The 17,301-nt window shown below is 65.9% G+C and carries 17 protein-coding genes; 10 read left to right on the top strand and 7 right to left on the bottom strand.

Going from position 1 to position 17,301, the window contains the following annotated elements; all coding sequences use genetic code 11:
- Positions 1 to 23: 23 nt before the first annotated feature.
- The 7 genes from V9K84_RS24935 (at position 24) to V9K84_RS24965 (ending at position 8,296) form a co-directional block, all read left to right on the top strand.
- Positions 24 to 1,031, top strand: a complete 1,008-nt coding sequence (locus tag V9K84_RS24935) for a response regulator (protein ID WP_043861873.1) — start codon at positions 24 to 26, stop codon at positions 1,029 to 1,031.
- Positions 1,032 to 1,035: 4 nt separating this feature from the next.
- Complete coding sequence (locus V9K84_RS24940) at positions 1,036 to 2,007, top strand: sensor domain-containing diguanylate cyclase (RefSeq protein ID WP_043861872.1); 972 nt, start codon at positions 1,036 to 1,038, stop codon at positions 2,005 to 2,007.
- 97 nt (positions 2,008 to 2,104) lie between these two features.
- Entirely contained in the window at positions 2,105 to 2,623 is a 519-nt protein-coding gene (locus V9K84_RS24945) for a sigma-70 family RNA polymerase sigma factor (RefSeq protein WP_043861871.1), read from the top strand.
- Positions 2,616 to 3,623: a FecR domain-containing protein gene (locus V9K84_RS24950; protein ID WP_256582785.1), complete on the top strand. Its 1,008-nt coding sequence runs from the start codon at positions 2,616 to 2,618 to the stop codon at positions 3,621 to 3,623. The genes V9K84_RS24945 and V9K84_RS24950 overlap by 8 nt, the downstream gene beginning before the upstream one ends.
- A 118-nt stretch (positions 3,624 to 3,741) precedes the next feature.
- The gene (locus V9K84_RS24955) at positions 3,742 to 6,537 is read left to right on the top strand and encodes a TonB-dependent receptor (protein ID WP_088514355.1); all 2,796 of its coding nucleotides are present in this window, start codon (positions 3,742 to 3,744) and stop codon (positions 6,535 to 6,537) included.
- Position 6,538: 1 nt separating this feature from the next.
- Positions 6,539 to 7,639 (top strand): cytochrome c peroxidase, encoded by a 1,101-nt coding sequence (locus V9K84_RS24960; RefSeq protein ID WP_043861868.1) that lies wholly within the window; start codon positions 6,539 to 6,541, stop codon positions 7,637 to 7,639.
- A 105-nt stretch (positions 7,640 to 7,744) separates the two neighbouring features.
- Positions 7,745 to 8,296 carry an NADAR family protein gene (locus tag V9K84_RS24965; RefSeq protein ID WP_054916411.1) on the top strand — a complete coding sequence of 184 codons (552 nt, stop codon included), beginning with the start codon at positions 7,745 to 7,747 and terminating at the stop codon, positions 8,294 to 8,296.
- A gap of 19 nt (positions 8,297 to 8,315) precedes the next feature.
- On the opposite strand, the gene V9K84_RS24970 is transcribed toward V9K84_RS24965, so the two are convergent.
- A complete protein-coding gene (locus V9K84_RS24970) occupies positions 8,316 to 9,212 on the bottom strand; it encodes a LysR substrate-binding domain-containing protein (RefSeq protein ID WP_088514354.1) in 897 nt (298 codons plus the stop codon).
- Positions 9,213 to 9,338: 126 nt separating this feature from the next.
- On the opposite strand from V9K84_RS24970, the gene V9K84_RS24975 reads away from it, so the two are divergent.
- Entirely contained in the window at positions 9,339 to 10,403 is a 1,065-nt protein-coding gene (locus tag V9K84_RS24975) for a D-cysteine desulfhydrase family protein (RefSeq protein ID WP_088514353.1), read from the top strand.
- On the opposite strand, the gene V9K84_RS24980 is transcribed toward V9K84_RS24975, so the two are convergent.
- From V9K84_RS24980 to V9K84_RS25005, 6 genes are all read right to left on the bottom strand, one after another.
- Positions 10,346 to 11,542 carry an NAD(P)/FAD-dependent oxidoreductase gene (locus tag V9K84_RS24980; RefSeq protein ID WP_088514352.1) on the bottom strand — a complete coding sequence of 399 codons (1,197 nt, stop codon included), beginning with the start codon at positions 11,540 to 11,542 and terminating at the stop codon, positions 10,346 to 10,348. The two genes, V9K84_RS24975 and V9K84_RS24980, sit on opposite strands and share 58 nt — an antisense overlap.
- Positions 11,535 to 12,089 carry an OsmC family protein gene (locus V9K84_RS24985; RefSeq protein ID WP_043863935.1) on the bottom strand — a complete coding sequence of 185 codons (555 nt, stop codon included), beginning with the start codon at positions 12,087 to 12,089 and terminating at the stop codon, positions 11,535 to 11,537. Before V9K84_RS24985 ends, V9K84_RS24980 begins: the two co-directional genes overlap by 8 nt.
- A 77-nt stretch (positions 12,090 to 12,166) precedes the next feature.
- Complete coding sequence (locus tag V9K84_RS24990) at positions 12,167 to 12,934, bottom strand: ABC transporter ATP-binding protein (RefSeq protein ID WP_078481403.1); 768 nt, start codon at positions 12,932 to 12,934, stop codon at positions 12,167 to 12,169.
- Entirely contained in the window at positions 12,931 to 13,764 is an 834-nt protein-coding gene (locus V9K84_RS24995; RefSeq protein WP_078481402.1) for an ABC transporter permease, read from the bottom strand. The genes V9K84_RS24990 and V9K84_RS24995 overlap by 4 nt, the downstream gene beginning before the upstream one ends.
- The gene (locus V9K84_RS25000) at positions 13,761 to 14,837 is read right to left on the bottom strand and encodes an ABC transporter substrate-binding protein (protein ID WP_052504310.1); all 1,077 of its coding nucleotides are present in this window, start codon (positions 14,835 to 14,837) and stop codon (positions 13,761 to 13,763) included. The genes V9K84_RS24995 and V9K84_RS25000 overlap by 4 nt, the downstream gene beginning before the upstream one ends.
- Positions 14,838 to 14,993: 156 nt before the next feature.
- Positions 14,994 to 15,572: a TetR/AcrR family transcriptional regulator gene (locus tag V9K84_RS25005; protein ID WP_043863931.1), complete on the bottom strand. Its 579-nt coding sequence runs from the start codon at positions 15,570 to 15,572 to the stop codon at positions 14,994 to 14,996.
- Between the two features lie 236 nt (positions 15,573 to 15,808).
- Here V9K84_RS25005 and V9K84_RS25010 point away from each other — a divergent pair, with 236 nt between their 5' ends.
- Together V9K84_RS25010 and V9K84_RS25015 are read left to right on the top strand one after the other, a co-directional pair.
- Entirely contained in the window at positions 15,809 to 16,309 is a 501-nt protein-coding gene (locus V9K84_RS25010) for a sigma-70 family RNA polymerase sigma factor (RefSeq protein ID WP_043863930.1), read from the top strand.
- Entirely contained in the window at positions 16,309 to 17,256 is a 948-nt protein-coding gene (locus V9K84_RS25015) for a FecR domain-containing protein (protein WP_338793037.1), read from the top strand. Before V9K84_RS25010 ends, V9K84_RS25015 begins: the two co-directional genes overlap by 1 nt.
- Positions 17,257 to 17,301: the final 45 nt, after the last annotated feature.

The raw sequence follows: 17,301 nt of genomic DNA on the forward strand, positions 1-17,301 counted from the left end.
CTTTTTATATTGATATTCACTCGATGAGCGCCCCGTCTGTGTCAACGATGTCCTTGCTGGTGTGCGATGACTCCATGGTGGCCCGCAAGCAGGTGCTGCGCGCGCTGCCCGCCAACTGGCCGGTAACGGTTACCGAGGCCAGCGACGGGCGCCAGGCCATGGACGCCATACGCCGCGGCCTGGGCCAGGTGGTGCTGCTGGACCTGACCATGCCCACCATGGATGGCTACCAGGTGCTGGCTGCGCTGCGTGACGAAGGCCTGAGCCCCAAGGTCATCGTGATCTCGGGCGATGTGCAGGAAGAGGCCGTGCGCCGGGTGCTGGACCTGGGCGCGCTGGCGTTTCTGAAAAAACCCTTCGACCAGGACGAGCTGCGCCGCCTGCTGGCCCAGCTGGGGCTGTTGGGTGAGCGCTCGGCGACACCGCTGGCTGGCGCGGCGACTGCCGTCATCGGCTTTCGCGAGGTGTTCAGCGAAACGGTCAACGTTGCCATCGGGCGCGCCGCAGCCCTGATCGCCAAGGTGCTGGGCGTGTTCGTGCAGTTGCCGGTGCCCAGCGTCAACCTCTTCGAGGTGGGCGAGTTGCACATGGCGCTGGCCGACGCGGGCAGCAGCCAGCGGCTCACGGCAATCTGCCAGGGCTTCATCGGCAGCGGCATCGCCGGCGAGGCCCTGCTGATGTTCCACGATTCGGAAATCGCCGACATGGCCAAGCTGATGCGCCACCAGAGCATCGAGTATTCCGACATGGAGCTGTTGCTGGACTTCTCCAGCGTATTGATCGGTGCGTGCCTGAGCAGCATTGCCGAGCAGATCGACGTGGTGTTCTCCCAGGGCCACCCGCAGATCCTCGGCCAGCACGGCACCATCGACGAGCTTATCCAGGTCAACGGCCAACGCTGGCAGAAAACCCTGGCGGTCGAGATCAGCTACAGCCTGGAAGGGCACGATATCCGTTTCGACCTGCTGTTGCTGTTCACCGAAGACTCCATCGAGCGCTTGACCCATAAACTTGCCTACCTGATGAACTGAGCCCATGCGCGATCCTATCGACCTGAAGGAATTTCACTGGCTGCTGAGCATCGTGCAGAGCATCGATGTGGGCGTGGTGGTGCTCGACCGCGAACATCGGGTGCAGGTGTGGAACACCTTCATGGAAAACCGCTCGGGGGTGCAGCCCAGGGATGCCTACAACCAGTGCTTCTTCAGCCTGTTCCCCGAGGTCGACCGGCAATGGTTCAGCCACAAGGTGGACAGCGTCGCGACCCTGGGCACCCCGGCTTTCACCATCTGGGAGCAGCGCCCGTACCTGGTGCGGTTCAAGAACTACCAGCCGATCACCGGCCAGGTGGATTTCATGTACCAGAACACCACGCTGCTGCCGTTGCGCTCCACCGACAGCGAGATCCGCCAGATCTGCCTGGTGATCTACGACGTGACCGATGTGGCCACCAACCGCCACCAGTTGCAGGCCGCCAACGCGCAGTTGCAGAAGCTGTCCAGCACCGATTGCCTGACCGGCCTGTACAACCGCGGGCATTGGGAGGAGTGCCTGCAACTGGCGCATGCGCGCAATCAGCGCTATGGCAATGCCACCAGCCTGGTGATGTTCGACATCGACCATTTCAAGCGGGTCAACGACACCTATGGCCACCCGGCGGGCGATGCCGTCATTCGCCAGGTGGCCAGGGTGGTTCGCGAGCAGATCCGTGACAGCGACGTGGCCGGCCGTTACGGTGGCGAAGAGTTCGGCGTGGTGCTGACGGACACCGACAAGGCCGGCGCGCTGATCTTTGCCGAGCGCCTGCGCAAGGCGGTCGAACGCCTGAGCGTCAGCCATGAGGGGCAGGACATCCGTTTCACCATCAGCCTGGGCGTGGCCGATCTGAGCCAGCCCTCCAGCAGCCACGCCGAACTGATTGCCTGGGCCGACCATGCGCTGTACCTGTCCAAGCACGGCGGGCGCAACCGGGTGACAGTGCATGAACCCGCGGTGGTGGCGGGCTAGCTCACCTTAAGGCGCAGGAGCAGGCCTGATATTTCAGTTGATAATCATTCGCAATTGAATGCAGAATAGCGGCCCTCCCAACCCGCTCCTGCCTTCAATGGTCGTCGCCGTGTCCTGCCCCAGCGATAAACTCCAGTTGTACCTTTCCCACCGTGCTGCGCTGGTCGACTATTCGGCACCCATCGTCGGCTGCCGTGCGCAGGCCGAGGACGTGGTGCAGGAGGCCTGGCTGCGTTTCTGCGGGCAGGCCGACGCCGGTGCGCAGTTGGGCAATCCGGTGGGGTACCTGTACCGCATCGTGCGCAACCTGTCGTTCGACCTGCTGCGCCGCACGACCCTGGAAAACCGCCAGCCCGATGGCGGCGAACGGCTCGATGAGCTGCCGTCGAGCGCACCGTCGCCGGAGCACCAGGCCCTGCACCGCGATCAGTTGCGTGTGCTGCAGGACGCCCTGGCGCTGCTGCCGGAGCGGGCGCGGCAGGCCTTTCACATGCACCGCTTGCAGCACATGACTTTTCAGGAAATTGCCGCCCGCTTGAATATTTCGACTAGTCTGGCGCACCAACTGGTGCGTGACGCACTGACCCACTGTGCGGAGCATCTGGCCGATGACTGATACCACCCCGTCTTGCCGAACGCCCGGCTCGCTGAAGGACGACCCGGTGTGGCAGGCCGCCATGGACTGGCTGCTGCAATGCAATGCCGAACCGGACAACGTGCTGCTGCACCAGGCCCATGCGCGCTGGCTGGCCGCTGACGAACGCCATGCGGCGGCCTGGCGCAAGGTGCAAAAGGTCTGGATGCTGAGCGCCGGCATCGACCCGCTGGAGCCACCAACGGCGCACCAGGTGCCCGCCGCACCGCGCATGGCAGCCCGCCGGCGCAGTTGGCCACGCCGGGCGCTGGCGGCGAGCGCGCTGGCGGCCTGCGTGCTGTTGCTGGTGGGGCGTGCGCCGCCGGCCGACTACAGCAGCACGGCGGGCGAGCACCGGCAGGTGCGCCTGAGCGACGGCAGCCACATCGAACTGGGCAGCGACAGCGCCATCCGCGTGGCGTTCGAGCCGGGTGCGCGTGCGGTCACGCTGCTCAAGGGCCAGGCATTCTTCGAGGTCAGCCATGACGCCGCGCGGCCCTTCACGGTGCAGGCCGAAGACGTGAAGGTGACCGTCACCGGCACGGCGTTCGATGTGGACCTGAGCCGCAGCGCGGTGTCGGTAGCAGTGCAGAGCGGCTCGGTGCAGGTGCGCGACAGGCGCGGCGAACTGGCAGTGCCGGCGCTGGGCGCGGGCGACAGTCTGCGCGTGGGGCTGAACCAGGGCCCGGCGCAGCGCAGCCGGGTGCAGCTGGAGCAGGTTGCGGCATGGCGCCAATGGCAGTTGCTGGTCAACGACCGTCCATTGGCCGAAGTCATCGAACAACTGCGTGCCTATTACCCCGGCGTGTTGCTGCTGCAGGACCGTGCCCTGGGCCAGCGGCGCATCACCGCGTCGCTGAACCTGCGGTCGCCAGGTAGCGCGCTGCAACTGGCCATCGCCCCGCTGGGCGGGCAGCTGACGCAATGGGGGCCGTACATCACGGTCATCCGTGAGCGCGCTGCGCCGCCTGGAAAAAAATAAATTCACGAAGTTCTGGAAATTCCCCATCGCCGTTCGTTTATTGCCCCGCTGAGTTAATCGTACAGATTCTCATTTACAGGCGCGTATCGTTCGCGCCGCACGGGGAGTTCACCAGAGCATGTCCATTCGCACCCAAGAGTCGTTGCAGGGTCGTCGGCGCAGTGCGCGCCTGCTGTTGCTGTCAGTGGGGTTGGCAGTGTCGTTGCCGGTGCTGGCCGATGACGAGCCGGCGCGCCACAGCATCGATATCGCGCACCAGCCGCTGGGCTCTGCGCTGATGGCGCTGGGGCAGCAGACCGGCCTGCAGATCAGTGTCGAAAGCCAGTTGCTGGGCAACCTCAGTGCCCCGCCGGTGCGTGGCGAGCTGAGCGCCGATCAGGCGCTGGCGATCCTGCTCAAGGGCAGCGACCTGGAATGGGTGCATATCGGCGACGACGCGCTGCTGCTGCAACGGGTGGTGCGTCCGCGTGCCGACCAGATCCAGCTGGAAAACACCAAGGTCCGCGAACGGGCGCTGCTGCCACAGGGTGAAACCCATATCGATCGCGAGCTTATCGAGGCAATGCCGGCCGGCAACGGCGACATCACCAGCCTGCTGCGCAGCCACCCCAACGTTCAGTTCGACGACAACCAGCTCAGCAGCAAGACACCCGGAGAAATCGCCCCGGCCAACATCAGCATCAACGGCGCGGCGTTCTACCAGAACGCCTTCCTGGTCGACGGCATCAACATGAACAACGACATCGACCCGGCCGAAGACCGCGTGCAGTTGCTGGACAGGGTGCCGGGGCGCAGCCAGGGCCTGGCGCTGGACACCGACCTGCTGGAGAACATCACGGTTCTGGACAGCAACGTGCCGGCCGCCTATGGCGGCTTCAACGGTGGGGTGATCGACGCCCAGACCCGCGCCCCGACCAAGGCCCTGCACGGCAAGTTCTCGGTACAGACCACGCGCTCGGCCTGGACCAAATACCACATCGACGAGACGGAAGAGCAGCGCATGGAGAACTCCGGCTCGCCCGACGAGCAGCCCGAGTTCGACAAGGTCATCGTGCGCGGTACCTTGCAAGGCCACCTGACCGACACCTTCGGCCTGATCGGCAACTTCAGCCAGAAGCGCTCGACCATTCCGCTGAGCCTCTACTCCTACAACAACGTCGAAGAGATGGGCTATCACAAGGAGAAGCAGGAGCGGCGCATCGACAACTACTTCCTCAAGTCGGTGTGGCAGGCCAGCGACCGGCTCACCGTCGAGACCAGCGTGACCCACGCGCCCGAGGAGAGCCATTACTTCCGGGCCAACGTCGCCAACTCCGGCTATGACAACAAGGTTGGCGGTACCCAGTTGAACCTGCGCACCGTGTGGGACGGCGACCTGGCCCGCGTCGAACAGACCCTGGCCTGGAGCCGCCAGGAACAGAGCCGCACCTCGGACTCGGCCGACTACTGGACCTGGCGCAAGTCGACCACCAAGGACTGGGGCATCGGCAGCAAGACCACCGCCAACACCCTGGAGGGGGGCTGGGGCGATATCGAACAGCAGCAGCGCACCTGGCAGTACAAGCTCAATGCCGACTGGCGCAGCTTCGACTGGCTGGGCGCCATTCACCGCCCGCAGACCGGCCTGGAGTTCTCCCGCCAGTACGTACGCTACGAGCGCCTCACCGACAGCAGTACCTATGTGGCCCCGGCCGCCACCAACAGCTGTACCAACAGCGCGGGGGTGACCGATACCGTTGCCTGCAACATGGGCGAGACCGTCAGTGGCTGGGCCGGCCAGTACATGAAGAGCCGCACCCGCTATGCCCCCGGCGAATTCGATTTCACCACCACCACCTGGGGCAGCTGGGTGCAGGACGAGATCACCCTGGGCAAGCTGACCCTGCGCCCCGGCGTGCGCGTGGACAGTGACGACTACATGGACAAGACCACCTGGGCACCGCGCTTCTCCCTGGAGTACGACGTGTTCGGTGACCGCACCACCTTGCTCAGTGCCGGTGCCAACCGCTACTACGGCCGCAGCGTCACCAGCTGGCAGTTGCAGGACGGGCGCAACCGCCTGCGCTTCAACGAAACCCGCGCGAGCCTCGACAAACCCTGGGTGACCAAGTCCAACGGCAGCAACCAGACGCTGTTCAATCAGCTCGACATCCCCTATGACGACGAGCTGATGCTGGGCGTGGTGCAGCAGTGGGCCGGCATCGAGTACGGCCTCAAGTACGTCAACCGCAAGGGCCGCGACCAGGTGGTACAGGTGTCCGGGCGCACCCTGGGGCAACCGTCCACCGACCCTGACCTGGCCAGCAACTACACCACCTACACCAACGACGGCAAGAGCGAGACCGACACCTACACCCTGACCGTGACGCCGATGCAGCGCTGGACGCTGCTGGGCACGCAGACCGGCGGCCAGCTGGCGCTGAACTGGACCGACAGCAAGGCTTCCTCGCCCAGCTACGTGCAGGCCGACGACACCTACTACCAGAACGACGTGATCCAGTACCAGGGCAGTTTCATCAACTACCAGGACCGCCCGGCGACCAACTACAACCGACCGTGGACGGCGCGCCTGACCACCATCACCGACATCCCCCAGGCCAACCTGCAGTGGAGCAACTTCTGGCGCTACCGGGCCGGCTACAAGCGCATCGGCGACACCGGGCGCAACGTCGATTACAGGGGCACCTCGGTGGATGTGTGGGAAGAGCAGAAATTCGACGCGGCGCTGACCTGGGACACGCGTCTGGGCTGGCGTATCCCCACCGCACGGGACCAGGCCATCTTCGTCAACGTCGACGTGTTCAACGTGCTCGACAAGAAGTCGGTCAATGCCAACGCCACGGTCAACAGCAATTCGGTGTCGACCTATGAAGTGGGTCGCCAGTACTGGCTGGAAGTGGGGTACACCTTCTGAGATGCGCCTGTTCCTGATTGGCATCGCACTCATGCTGGCCAGCCCGGCCCTATGGGCGCAGCACCACGCACCCCTGTGTGCATCGGCTGATGCGGCCTGCCTGCGCGAGGCCTACAGCCGCCCGCCGGCACACTGGCCGGCGCCGCAGGTGGACGCCGGCGTGGCCTGGCAGGAGCTGGGGCCACTGCCCGAGCGTGCACCCTCGCCTGCGCACAACCCCTACACCGAACAGAAGGCAGCGCTGGGGCGCACGCTGTTCTTCGACCCGCGCCTGTCGCGGTCGGGGCAGATCGCCTGTGCCTCGTGCCACGAACCGGACCTGGCGTTCGCCGATGGGCGCCGGGTGTCGTTCGGGCATGGGCGTGCGCCAGGCCGGCGCAATGCGCCGAGCGTGGTCACCAGTGGCCTGGCCCCACAGCTGTTCTGGGATGGCCGCGCCGACAGCCTGGAAACCCAGGCGCTGATGCCGGTCGTCGATCCGGCGGAAATGGCCTTCAGCGTCGACGAACTGGTGGCCCGGTTGCGTGCCAGCGCCGATTACCCGGCACTGTTTGCCGTGGCGTTTCCCGGGCAGGCGCTGGGTGCCGAGCAGATTGCCGCAGCCCTGGCGACCTATCAGCGCGATCTGTTGCGGGTCGCGCAGCGCACGCCGTTCGAGCGCTTCCTGCGCGGCCGCACTGCTGCGCTGAGTGACCAGCAGCTACATGGGCTGCACCTGTTTCGCACCAAGGCGCGCTGCATGAACTGCCACTTCGGGCCGGGAATGAGCGACCAGCGTTTTCACAATGCCGGCCTGACGTTCTACGGGCGCAGCCGCGAGGACCTTGGTCGCCATGAAGTCACCGGCCTGGCCGCGGACGTGGGGCGTTTTCGCACCCCTTCGCTGCGCCTGGTGAGCCGCACCGGCCCGTGGTTCCACAACGGTTTCGCCAGCAGCCTCGATCAGGTGCTGGCGTTCTACAACGTGGGCATGCCGCGGCCGGTGCCGAAGGCTGGGCAGCAGGGCGATCCGCTGTTTCCTGTCACCTCCGCACAGTTCGAGGCGCTGGGGCTGGACCGGGTGGAGTTGAAGGCGTTGAAGGCATTTCTGGAGGCGCTGTGAGCGGGTGCTGCATTACGCGGTAGTATCACCGTCCTGGCCGGCAGGCACCGTTCGGTGCTGCGGCCGGATGACCGTTGCAATGGTGTTATTGGAGAGGCAATCAGCGTGAACGATTCACAGATGCTCGAGGACCTGGTGTCCCGCTACCTGGCCGGCGAAAGGCCCGAGTTCGTATTCTTCTGGGGCCATCAGGTGAGCCGCAAGGGTGTCACCGCCTCGTGTTTCAGCCAGTGGTACGTGGCGCCGTTCGAGGTGGACGGGCAGTCGTACCAGTCGGCCGAGCACTACATGATGGCCGAGAAGGCGGCGCTGTTTGGTGATGAACAGACGCGGGCACGGATCATCGAGGCGACCGATCCCAATGCGGCCAAGGCACTCGGACGCCAGGTGCGCGGGTTCGACGAGGCGCGGTGGGCACAGGAGCGTTTCGCGATCGTGGTGCGGGCCAACCAGGCCAAGTTTTCCCAGAACGCGGAACTGGGGGCCTTCCTGCAGGGCACCGGCACGCGGGTGATCGTGGAGGCCAGCCCGGTGGACCGGGTGTGGGGGATCGGCCTGGCGCAGGATGACCAGAACGCCCACCGGCCGGACCGCTGGCGCGGCCTGAACCTGCTGGGCTTCGCGCTGATGCAGGTGCGCGACGCGGCGCAGGCCTGACGGCCCGCCGGCCCTGCGATCAGGGCTGACTCGGCAAGCCGAGCCGCGCCTGGATGAACGCGACGAAGGCAGTGAGCTTGGGCAGTGACTTCTTCGAGCGTGGATACACCATCTGCACCGGTTTGTGGGCCGGTACATACGCCCCCAGAATGCTCACCAGCTCCTTGTTCGCCAGCGCGGCGGCCACCAGAAAGTCCGGCTGCATCAGGATCCCGCTGCCGGCAATGGCGGCCTGCAGCAGTACCTGGCCATCGTTGCTGCGAAGCACCGCCTGCTCGGGCCAGAACACCTCTTTGCCAGCCTGCTTGAGTGGCCAGGCAAAGCGGGTGTTCCAGGAGGTGTGGGTGAGGATTCGGTGGGCGTGGAGCGCCTCCGGTGTTGTCGGCTCGCCGGCCTTCTCGAGGTATTTCGGGGCGGCGCAGATCACCATCTGATAGGGCGGCAGGGGCTGCGAGACCAGGTTGGCGTCAACCAGCTCGGCGATCCTGAAGCCAAGGTCGAAGGCACTCTCGTAGAGGTCCACCACCTCGTTGCTCAGGATCAGCTCGACCTGAACCTGCGGGTAGCGCTGCATGAACTCGGTCACCAGCGGGCCGACCAGCGATACCCCCAGTGTCATCGGCGCGGTCACCCGCAGCAGGCCACTGGGTGCGTCGCTGGAGGCTTCTACCCGGTTGTAGGCGTAGGCGACCTGCTCCAGGGCGGTCCTGGCCTCGGCATAGAAGATGCGGCCTTCGCCGGTTATGGTCTGCCGGCGTGTGGTGCGTTGAACCAGCCGGGTGTTCAGGGTTTTCTCAAGGCTCTGGACATGCCGCCCCACCATCACCGCCGACATCCCCAGCGCGGCAGCCGCCCCGGCAAAGCTGCCGGCTTCGACCACGGCAACAAATACTTCCATCTGCCTGAGCTTGCTCATCGAGTGATCCGAGAGGTGATGATTACTAACGTTGAGTGAGCCAATTGCTAACCTGGCGTGCGTTTATTGCGCTTTAGTTTATCCCTATAGTCCGTGGCATTGAACCAGAGCACGAGGTGTCATCCCATGCGACATGTACTGAGCCAGGCGCTGGGCGCATTCGCGCGCGCCGATCTGCTGCAGGGCGCCACCGGCATACAACGCGCCGAGCGTATCGAGCACCATCTGGGCCTGCCGGCCATGGGTGTCGGCCTGTACCTCAAGCGCGATGACCACATGCTTGTCGGCGGTGGCGGCAACAAGCTGCGCAAACTGGAGTTCCACCTGGGCGAGGCGCTGAAGAACGGCGTCGACACCCTGATCACCGTGGGCGGCATTCAGTCCAACCACGCGCGGTTGACGGGCGCCGTGTGCGCCCGGCTGGGGCTTGAATGCGAACTGATCCTCAGCCGTGCGGTGCCCAGGGCCGATCGCGATTACGAGCTCAATGGCAATGTGCTGCTCGACCAGCTGTTCGGGGCCAGGGTGCAGGTGCTGGACAGGGGCGCCGATGCACTGGCAGCGGCCGAGGCGCGCGCGCAGCAGTTGCGTGCGGCAGGTCGCAAGGTGCTGGTCATTCCCACCGGCGGTTCCACGCCGCTTGGCAGCCTGGGCTACGCCCGTTGCGCCGAAGAGATCGTGCAGCAGGAAACCGCGATGGGCGTGCGATTCGACGAGGTCGTGGTTCCCAATGGCAGCGCCGGCACCCATGCCGGGCTTGCGGCGGGGTTCGAGGTACTGGGGCGGGGTGCGGCGAGCGTCAGGTCCTGGTCGGTGCTGGCCGACCAGCAGGCCGCGGCGGCCACGACCCTGCAGTTGACTCGCCAGGCGCTGGCCTTGCTGGGCCATGCTGCAAGCCTCGATGCGAGTGCGATCAACATCGATGGCAGCCAGTTGGGCGAAGGCTACGGGCTGCCGACCCAGGCCATGCTCGAAGCGGTGCGCCTGATGGCGCGCTGCGAAGGTGTGCTGGTGGACCCGGTGTACTCGGGCAAGGCCTTCGCCGGGCTGCTGGCCGACCTGCGACAGGGCCGCTATCGCCGCGGCGATAACGTGCTGTTCATCATGACCGGTGGCACCCCGGGGCTTTACGCCTACAGGGAAACCTTCGCCGAGCCGGTGCAAGGCGCCAGTTGCGTGGCGTCGAGATAGCCCTTGACCGCCCTTGCCACGCCAGGCGCCTGCAGGCCGATTTCGCGCAGTTGCCCGCTCAAGGGGTTGCGGTAACCGATGAAGAACAGGCCCCGCGCAACGCTCGACTGGCCGTCGTCATCCACGGTCGGCTTGCCGTCTGCCGTGAGCGCCTCGGGGTACTGGATCAGCGCCTCCAGGCCGGTGGTGTAGCCGGTGCCCGCAACGATCACGTCCATGCGCAGCGTGCAGCGCTCGGTGCGGTCGATGCCGGTGTGGGCCACTGCGCCTTGCTCGTTCAGTTCCAGCAGCGGGCCGACCACCTTGATGCGGCGCTGTTTCAGGTCGTCGATCACCGGCATGAACAGCGTCGGCGTGACACTGCCCAGCCCGGACACGCCCTGTGCCGGTGGTGGCAGGCCGTAGGCCGACAGGTCGCCGACCCAGCGCCGCGACAACCAGCTCAGCACCGCGTCGCTCGCGCGGGGCGGTAGCCGACGGATCAACGTACCCAGTGCCGCCAGCGGCACGCCGAACAGGCTCTTGGGCAGAAAGTGCGGCGCGCGCCGCACCGACAGCGTGACCGACGCGGCATGGGGCACCAGGCGGCTGGCTATCTCGCAGGACGAATTGCCGCTGCCGACCACCACCACGTGCTTGCCGGCGTAGGCACGTGCATTGCCGAAGTGCGCAGCATGCACGATCTGCCCGGCAAAGCGCTGTGCCCCCGGCCACTGCGGGATCGACGGTACGCACGAGGTACCGGTGGCGACCACCAGCGCCGGTGCGCGCCACTCGCGGCCATCACGACAGCGCACCTGCCACATCGATTGCGCCTGAAGGTAGCCGACCGATTCCACGTCGCACCCGGTCAGCACCTCGAAGCCGCCCCGGGCCGGCAGTGACGCCAGCACCAGGGCCAGGTCATCGCGGCTCGGCCAGCGGCCTGCCGCCCATGGAAAGCGCCCGCCCGGCAACCCGGAAAACCAGCGCCCGGTGTTCAGGCGCAGGCCGTCATAGTGGTTGCGCCACACGTCGCCCACGGCCTGCGTGCGCTCCAGCACCAGCGGGCGCAGGCCGGCGCGTACCAGCTCGTAGGCGCAGGACAGCCCCGCCGGCCCGCCCCCCACCACCAGCACCCTGTGCGCGTTGTCAGCCATGGGTGGCGCCGCCGGTGTGTTGCACCTCCACCGTCAGGGGCACGGGACGCATGATGGTGTCGGGGATCGGCGCGGTCGGCAGCAGCTTGGCCAGCAATGCGTCCACGCGCTCGGGTGATTCCTCGGTATCGATCGACACCTGCACCTGGATGCTTTCAAAGCCCGGGTTGCCGCTGGTCACGCCAAATGCGGCGCGAAAATCCACGCGGCCGCTCACGTCCAGCACCAGGCTGTTGACCTTGACTCCGGATGCCGACAGGCCGCCGATGTAGGTGGCCGCCAGGCAGTTGCCGATACCCGCCAGCAACAGTTCCTGGGGCGTGGCGCCCAGGCCGGCACCGCCATAGGCGCAGGGCTCGTCGCCGTGCAGCACGGCACCGGACTTGACCTTGGTGAGGGTCTGGTAGCCCTCGGTCCACTGCACACTGGTGTGGTAGAGCGGGCGTGCGATGTCACCCTCGCCATCGGCCCGGATGCGTTCGCGAACTGCTCGGCCGGCGTTGGCCTGGAGGCCGTTGATGGTGACGCGGTGGGTGGTTTCACTCATGGTCTGTGCTCTTCAAGGGGCGGCATGGCGGTCGAATGACCGTGTGCCAATCAGTTAATCGGGAGGTCCCGTGTCGACTAGAAATGCTCGGCCAGCCGGGTTTCGTGGGTCAGAAACGCGTCCAGCCGTTCTTGCAGGTCAAGCAGTTGCGCCGAGCGCACCTGGCGCGGGCGCGGCAGGTCGATTTCCAGGATCTGGGCGATGCGGCCGTGGGGCGTGCTGGCCATCAGCACGATACGGTCGGCCAGCAGCAGCGCCTCCTGCAGGTCGTGGGTCACCATCAGCACCGTGGCGCCGCTGGTGTTCCAGGCGCGCAGCAACTGGTCCTGCATCAGGCGCCGGGTCTGTGCGTCCAGTGCCGAAAACGGCTCGTCGAGCAGCAGCAGGCGTGGCTCCAGGGCCAGTGCCCTGGCCAGGGCGATGCGCTGGCACATGCCGCCGGACAATGCCGCCGGCCGGTGCCGGGCGAATTCGGCCAGGCCCACGTCGGCAAGCAACTGCTCGGCGCGCCGGGTGGCCGCTTCACGGTCCAGCCCGCGGTTGAGCAGGGCGATGGCAATGTTTTCCACCGCACTCATCCACGGGAACAGGTTGTTCTGCTGGAAGATCAGCGCACTGTCGGGCTGGTTGCCGCTCACTGCCTGGCCGTCGTACAGCAGCTGCCCGGTGCTGGGTTGCTGCAGGCCCGCGGCGATGTTGAGCAGGGTGCTCTTGCCGCACCCGCTGCGCCCCAGCAGCACGGTGAAACTGGCGGCCTTGATATCCAGGTCACCCACCTCTACCCGTGTGCCGCCTTCGAACTGCTTGCTCAGGCCACGAAAACTCAGCGTGGCGCCCCGGCTCATGACGCCCACCCGGTAAGGCGGCGTCCGAGCAACAGCATCAGGCGATCCACCACGAAACCCACGACACCAATGGTCATCACACCCACCATCACCAACGGCATGTTGTACATCTGCTGGGCCATGATGATCATGTAGCCCAACCCGGAATTGATTCCCGCCATCTCCCCGGCCAGCACCGCCATCCACGCGCCGAAGAACGCCATGCGCAGGCTGGTCATCGCGCTGGGGGCGATTGCCGGCAGTCGCACGCGCAGCCAGATCTGTTGGCGCGTGCACCTCAGGTTGCGGGCGATGTTCAGGTACTGCGGGTCGATGGCATCCAGCGCGGCGACCAGCGACAGCGTCATGGTGCCCAGCACGGCCAGGAACACCACGAACACCGCGGCCTGTCCGCCGATGCCGATCACCGCGATGGTGAAAGGGACCCAGGCCACCGGTGAGATCGGCGCCAGGGTCTGCACCAGCGGCAGGATCAGGCGGCGCAGCAGCTTCACCTCGGTGGTGATCACCGCCAGCAGCAGTGCCACCAGGCTGCCAGCCAGCAACCCGCCGCTGACCCGCAGCAGGGTCACCAGCAAGGCCTCCAGCAAGCCGCTGCGCTGCTGCCCGAAACCCACCACCGCTTCGCCGGAAAACGCATACGGCAGGGTCACGCTAGGCGGCGGGAGCACGCGGCCATCCAGCCAGCCAGACTGCACCGCCAGCTCCCATGCGCCGATCAGCAATGCCCACGCCAGCAGGAACCACAGCGTGTCGCGCAGCGCGTCCAGATAACGCGGGGCACGGCGTGCGTCGGGCTGCCGGCTCAGGGTCAGAACGGCCTGGTTCATCCCGTCACCTGGGCAGCAGGTTGATGACGCAGGTCCAGAACCGCGTCGATCGGGTTGTCGGTGAAGTAGCCGAGTTCGACCAGGTAGCCGGCGCCGCGCTTGAGGCCGGCCACGCCTACCGGGCTGATGACCGGGTTGGGCGCCTGGCGTGCCAGGGCCACCTTGAGCACCTCGTTGGATACCCCGTAGATCGGCTGCAATTGCTGGATGGCGTTGTCGAAGTCGGCTTTCATCGCAGTGGCCGATGCCTGCAGCAGTTCCAGGTAGCGTTTGAGCAGCGGCCCCTGTTCCTGGCTGGTGCGCACCTGCGTGGTGATCACGCAGTCGGCGGCCTCCGGGCCCCACACCGCGTTGGAGTCGCTCAGGTAGCGTGCGCCGGTGGTGCTGACCACGTTCTGGGCATAGGGCTGTGCCAGGGTGCACACGTCGAGGCGGCCGTTGGCGATGGCTTCGCCCATTCCGGCCATGCTCGGGAAGAAGGTCATCTGATAGTCGTTGTAGGATTTGCCGTGGCGCGCCATCGAGCCGTAGCCCACCAGTTCCAGGGTATCCAGGCGCAGGGTGCCGACGCGCAGCCCGCTGCCTGCGGCGGCGATGAATTCATCCAGGCTGGCCACCGAGCCGTTGCGCGCCACCAGTTCGATGCCGCCTTGCCCCGAGCCACCGATGATGCGCAGCTCCTGGGTGCCCTTGGCGTAGGCGGCTGCGGTCATGGTCCAGGGCCCGTGCATCAGTTCCAGGCGACCTGCCAACAAGGCCTGCAGGGCATCGCTTGGGCTGTTGAATTGCGTCAGCTCCACCTGCAGGCCGGCCGCCGCAAAATCACCGCGCAGCTTTGCCAGCAGCAGGTGCGACACGCAGCCGGCGGGCATGTGCCCCACACGCAGCAGCGGCCCGCCGGTGGCAGCTTCGACCTTGCTGGCCGCTGCCAGCAGCGCGGTGCCGGCGGCGCTCAGCGCCAGCATGCCGCAACCACAGGCGCACATGAACGAGCGGCGGCTCAGGTTGGACTGGAGTGCGGGCGTCGCTTGCGCGCCACTGGTGGAGAACAATCGCTGGAAAAAATCTCTCATCACACGCATCCCAAAACAGGTAGACCGATCGTTCTCGGCAGGCGCGTGAAGTATGTGAGATCTGCGATATAAGCAGAACTAATATTTTAAGCTTAGCTTATGCCCCATTAGCATATAGGCGCCGAGGCCTGCACCGGCAGCGGTGCAGGGGGCGGGCTAGGCGGCTTTCGCTTCGCGCAGCAGGGTCAGCAGGATCGAGCGCGCAACCTGTGCGCTTCTGGCGTTGCGCGAGACCATCGCGGTGGCGATGGCACCGTCGATCAGCAGCGAGATCTGCTGCGCGACCCAGGCCGGTTCCGGCAGCCCGCAGGCCGCGGCCAGTTGCTCGATGCGGTCATGCACCCGATCGAAGTGCGCCTGGGCCAGGTCACGCACCCAGCTGGAAGACTTGTCGTGTTCGGCGACGGCGTTGGTGAACAGGCAGCCGAAGAAGCGCCCGCTGGCGAACCATTCCTCGAGCAGGTCGAACAGAAAGATCAGGCGTTGCTCCGGGTCGTCGGTACGCTGAGGCAGTGCCTGGTCAAACCAGCCAAACCACATCGCTGCCTCGCGATCGAACACGGCACGCAGCAGGTTCTCCTTGGAGCCATAGGTCTCGTACAGCGTGCGCCGCGCGACCTTGGCATCGCTGAGCAGGCGCGAAACGCCCGTTGCATGAATGCCTTCACGGCAGAACAGCCGCCGCGCGCTTTCCAGCAGGCGCTCGGCGGCAACGGTCGGGGGTGTGCTTTCCATCAAAATCGGTTCCGGCTGAATCAGTTTGGTGCAGAGTGCAACTTAATGGGTGGGGTGTCATCAGGGAAAGTGCTGGAGGTTGGGTTTTCGCGGGCAGGGGGAGGGGGCAGGTGCGTAGTTTGCCCTGGGCATCATCAGGCCAGATGCACACCTGGCGGGCGGATTGCCCCTTGCACGAACTGCGCTCGCCCTAAATAATGCGATCAATTACCATTTGCATATTTAATGGCCCCCTTATGTCCGCACTCGAGCCTTTGGCACTTCACCAGCTTTATTCCGAACACAACGGTTGGCTGAAAGGCTGGTTGCGCATGCGCCTGGGCAATTCGGCCGATGCGGCGGATCTGGCCCAGGACACCTTCGTGCGGGTCATGACGGCACGCAACGCCGCGCCGATCCGAGAGCCGCGGGGCTACCTGACTGCAATTGCGCGCTCGCTGTTGATCGACAAGTCGAGGCGACGGGCGATCGAGCAGGCGTATCTGGTGGCCCTGGCGCAGAAGCCTGAACCGGTCGAGGTATCACCTGAGGTGCGCTTGTCCATTCTCGAGATGCTGGTGGCGGTCGACAGCCTGCTGGACGGGCTGGGCAAGCGTACCCGGGAGATCTTTCTGTCGGTGCAACTGGAGGGGCAGACCTATGTGGCGGTGGCCGAACGCCTCGGGGTCTCGGTCACCACGGTGAAGAACCATCTGGTGCGAGCCATGACCGAGTGCCTGCTGCTGGCGGACAACTGATGAGCGCGGCGCTCGATCGTCGGACCCTCGAGGCTGCTGCGACCTGGTACGTGCAGCTCAACGATGCAGGGGTGGACGAGGCCTGCACCCGGGCCTGGCAGCAATGGTTGGGGGCAGATCCTTTGCACGCCGAGGCATGGGCGCGGGTCGAGGCGTTCCAGCGGCAATGGGCAACGGTACCCGCACATGCCGCCCGGTCAGGGCTGGATGCGGCCCAGGCGCAACGCCGCGAGGTATTGAAGATCCTCGGCGTGTTGCTGGCCGTCGGGGGCAGCAGCTGGATGATCGGCAAACCGCTGGCGAACCATGGCCTGTTCGCTCAGCAGAGCACGGGCGCGCGCGAGCGTCGCTCGCTGCGGCTGGACGACGGATCGCAGCTGGAACTCAATGCCAACACCGCGCTGGATGCGAGCTTCGACGGGCAACTTCGGCTTATCCGTCTTTACCGCGGGGAGATCCTCGTGCAAACCGCCAAGGATCCTGGGCAGCGGCCGTTTATCGTCGAGACCCAGGACGGGCGCATCCACGCGCTCGGGACGCGCTTCAGCGTGCGCCAGATGACGGACCGGACCCGCGTGGGTGTGCTGCAGTCGGCGGTCGAGCTCCGTCCTCGCCGTCACCCGGAGCGGGCAGTGCGTCTGGAGGCCGGTCAGCAGGCGGCGTTCGATCCTGATCGCGCCGATCCTGCCGGTGTCTTGGCACAGGGTTCGACCGCGTGGGTGCAGGGCATGCTGAGTGTCAACGAGTGGCGCCTCGGGGAGTTCATCGGCGAGCTGGGGCGCTATCGCCCGGGCGTGCTGCGCTGCGCCGGGGCGGTTCGCGACCTGAGCATTTCCGGAGCGTTCCGTATCGACGATACAGATGCGGTCCTGGAAAACCTGACCCGGACCTTGCCGGTGAAGCTGCGTTACCTGACCCGCTACTGGGTAAGTGTCGAGGCTGTCTGAACCGTCACTGACAGAAAATACGCGGAGCACCTTGCTGATTATGAT

The sequence above is a fragment of the Pseudomonas sp. AE27 genome (assembly GCF_037113495.1).
GTDB lineage: Bacteria > Pseudomonadota > Gammaproteobacteria > Pseudomonadales > Pseudomonadaceae > Aquipseudomonas > Aquipseudomonas palmensis.

Coding starts and splice junctions, on each gene's coding strand:
- V9K84_RS24970 (WP_088514354.1), bottom strand. CDS start 9,212: ATGAGCAAGCTCAGGCAGATGGAAGTATTTGTTGCCGTGGTCGAAGCC.
- V9K84_RS24935 (WP_043861873.1), top strand. CDS start 24: ATGAGCGCCCCGTCTGTGTCAACGATGTCCTTGCTGGTGTGCGATGAC.
- V9K84_RS24995 (WP_078481402.1), bottom strand. CDS start 13,764: ATGAACCAGGCCGTTCTGACCCTGAGCCGGCAGCCCGACGCACGCCGT.
- V9K84_RS24940 (WP_043861872.1), top strand. CDS start 1,036: ATGCGCGATCCTATCGACCTGAAGGAATTTCACTGGCTGCTGAGCATC.
- V9K84_RS25005 (WP_043863931.1), bottom strand. CDS start 15,572: ATGGAAAGCACACCCCCGACCGTTGCCGCCGAGCGCCTGCTGGAAAGC.
- V9K84_RS25000 (WP_052504310.1), bottom strand. CDS start 14,837: ATGAGAGATTTTTTCCAGCGATTGTTCTCCACCAGTGGCGCGCAAGCG.
- V9K84_RS24955 (WP_088514355.1), top strand. CDS start 3,742: ATGTCCATTCGCACCCAAGAGTCGTTGCAGGGTCGTCGGCGCAGTGCG.
- V9K84_RS24945 (WP_043861871.1), top strand. CDS start 2,105: ATGGTCGTCGCCGTGTCCTGCCCCAGCGATAAACTCCAGTTGTACCTT.
- V9K84_RS24990 (WP_078481403.1), bottom strand. CDS start 12,934: ATGAGCCGGGGCGCCACGCTGAGTTTTCGTGGCCTGAGCAAGCAGTTC.
- V9K84_RS24950 (WP_256582785.1), top strand. CDS start 2,616: ATGACTGATACCACCCCGTCTTGCCGAACGCCCGGCTCGCTGAAGGAC.
- V9K84_RS25010 (WP_043863930.1), top strand. CDS start 15,809: ATGTCCGCACTCGAGCCTTTGGCACTTCACCAGCTTTATTCCGAACAC.
- V9K84_RS25015 (WP_338793037.1), top strand. CDS start 16,309: ATGAGCGCGGCGCTCGATCGTCGGACCCTCGAGGCTGCTGCGACCTGG.
- V9K84_RS24985 (WP_043863935.1), bottom strand. CDS start 12,089: ATGAGTGAAACCACCCACCGCGTCACCATCAACGGCCTCCAGGCCAAC.
- V9K84_RS24960 (WP_043861868.1), top strand. CDS start 6,539: ATGCGCCTGTTCCTGATTGGCATCGCACTCATGCTGGCCAGCCCGGCC.
- V9K84_RS24980 (WP_088514352.1), bottom strand. CDS start 11,542: ATGGCTGACAACGCGCACAGGGTGCTGGTGGTGGGGGGCGGGCCGGCG.
- V9K84_RS24975 (WP_088514353.1), top strand. CDS start 9,339: ATGCGACATGTACTGAGCCAGGCGCTGGGCGCATTCGCGCGCGCCGAT.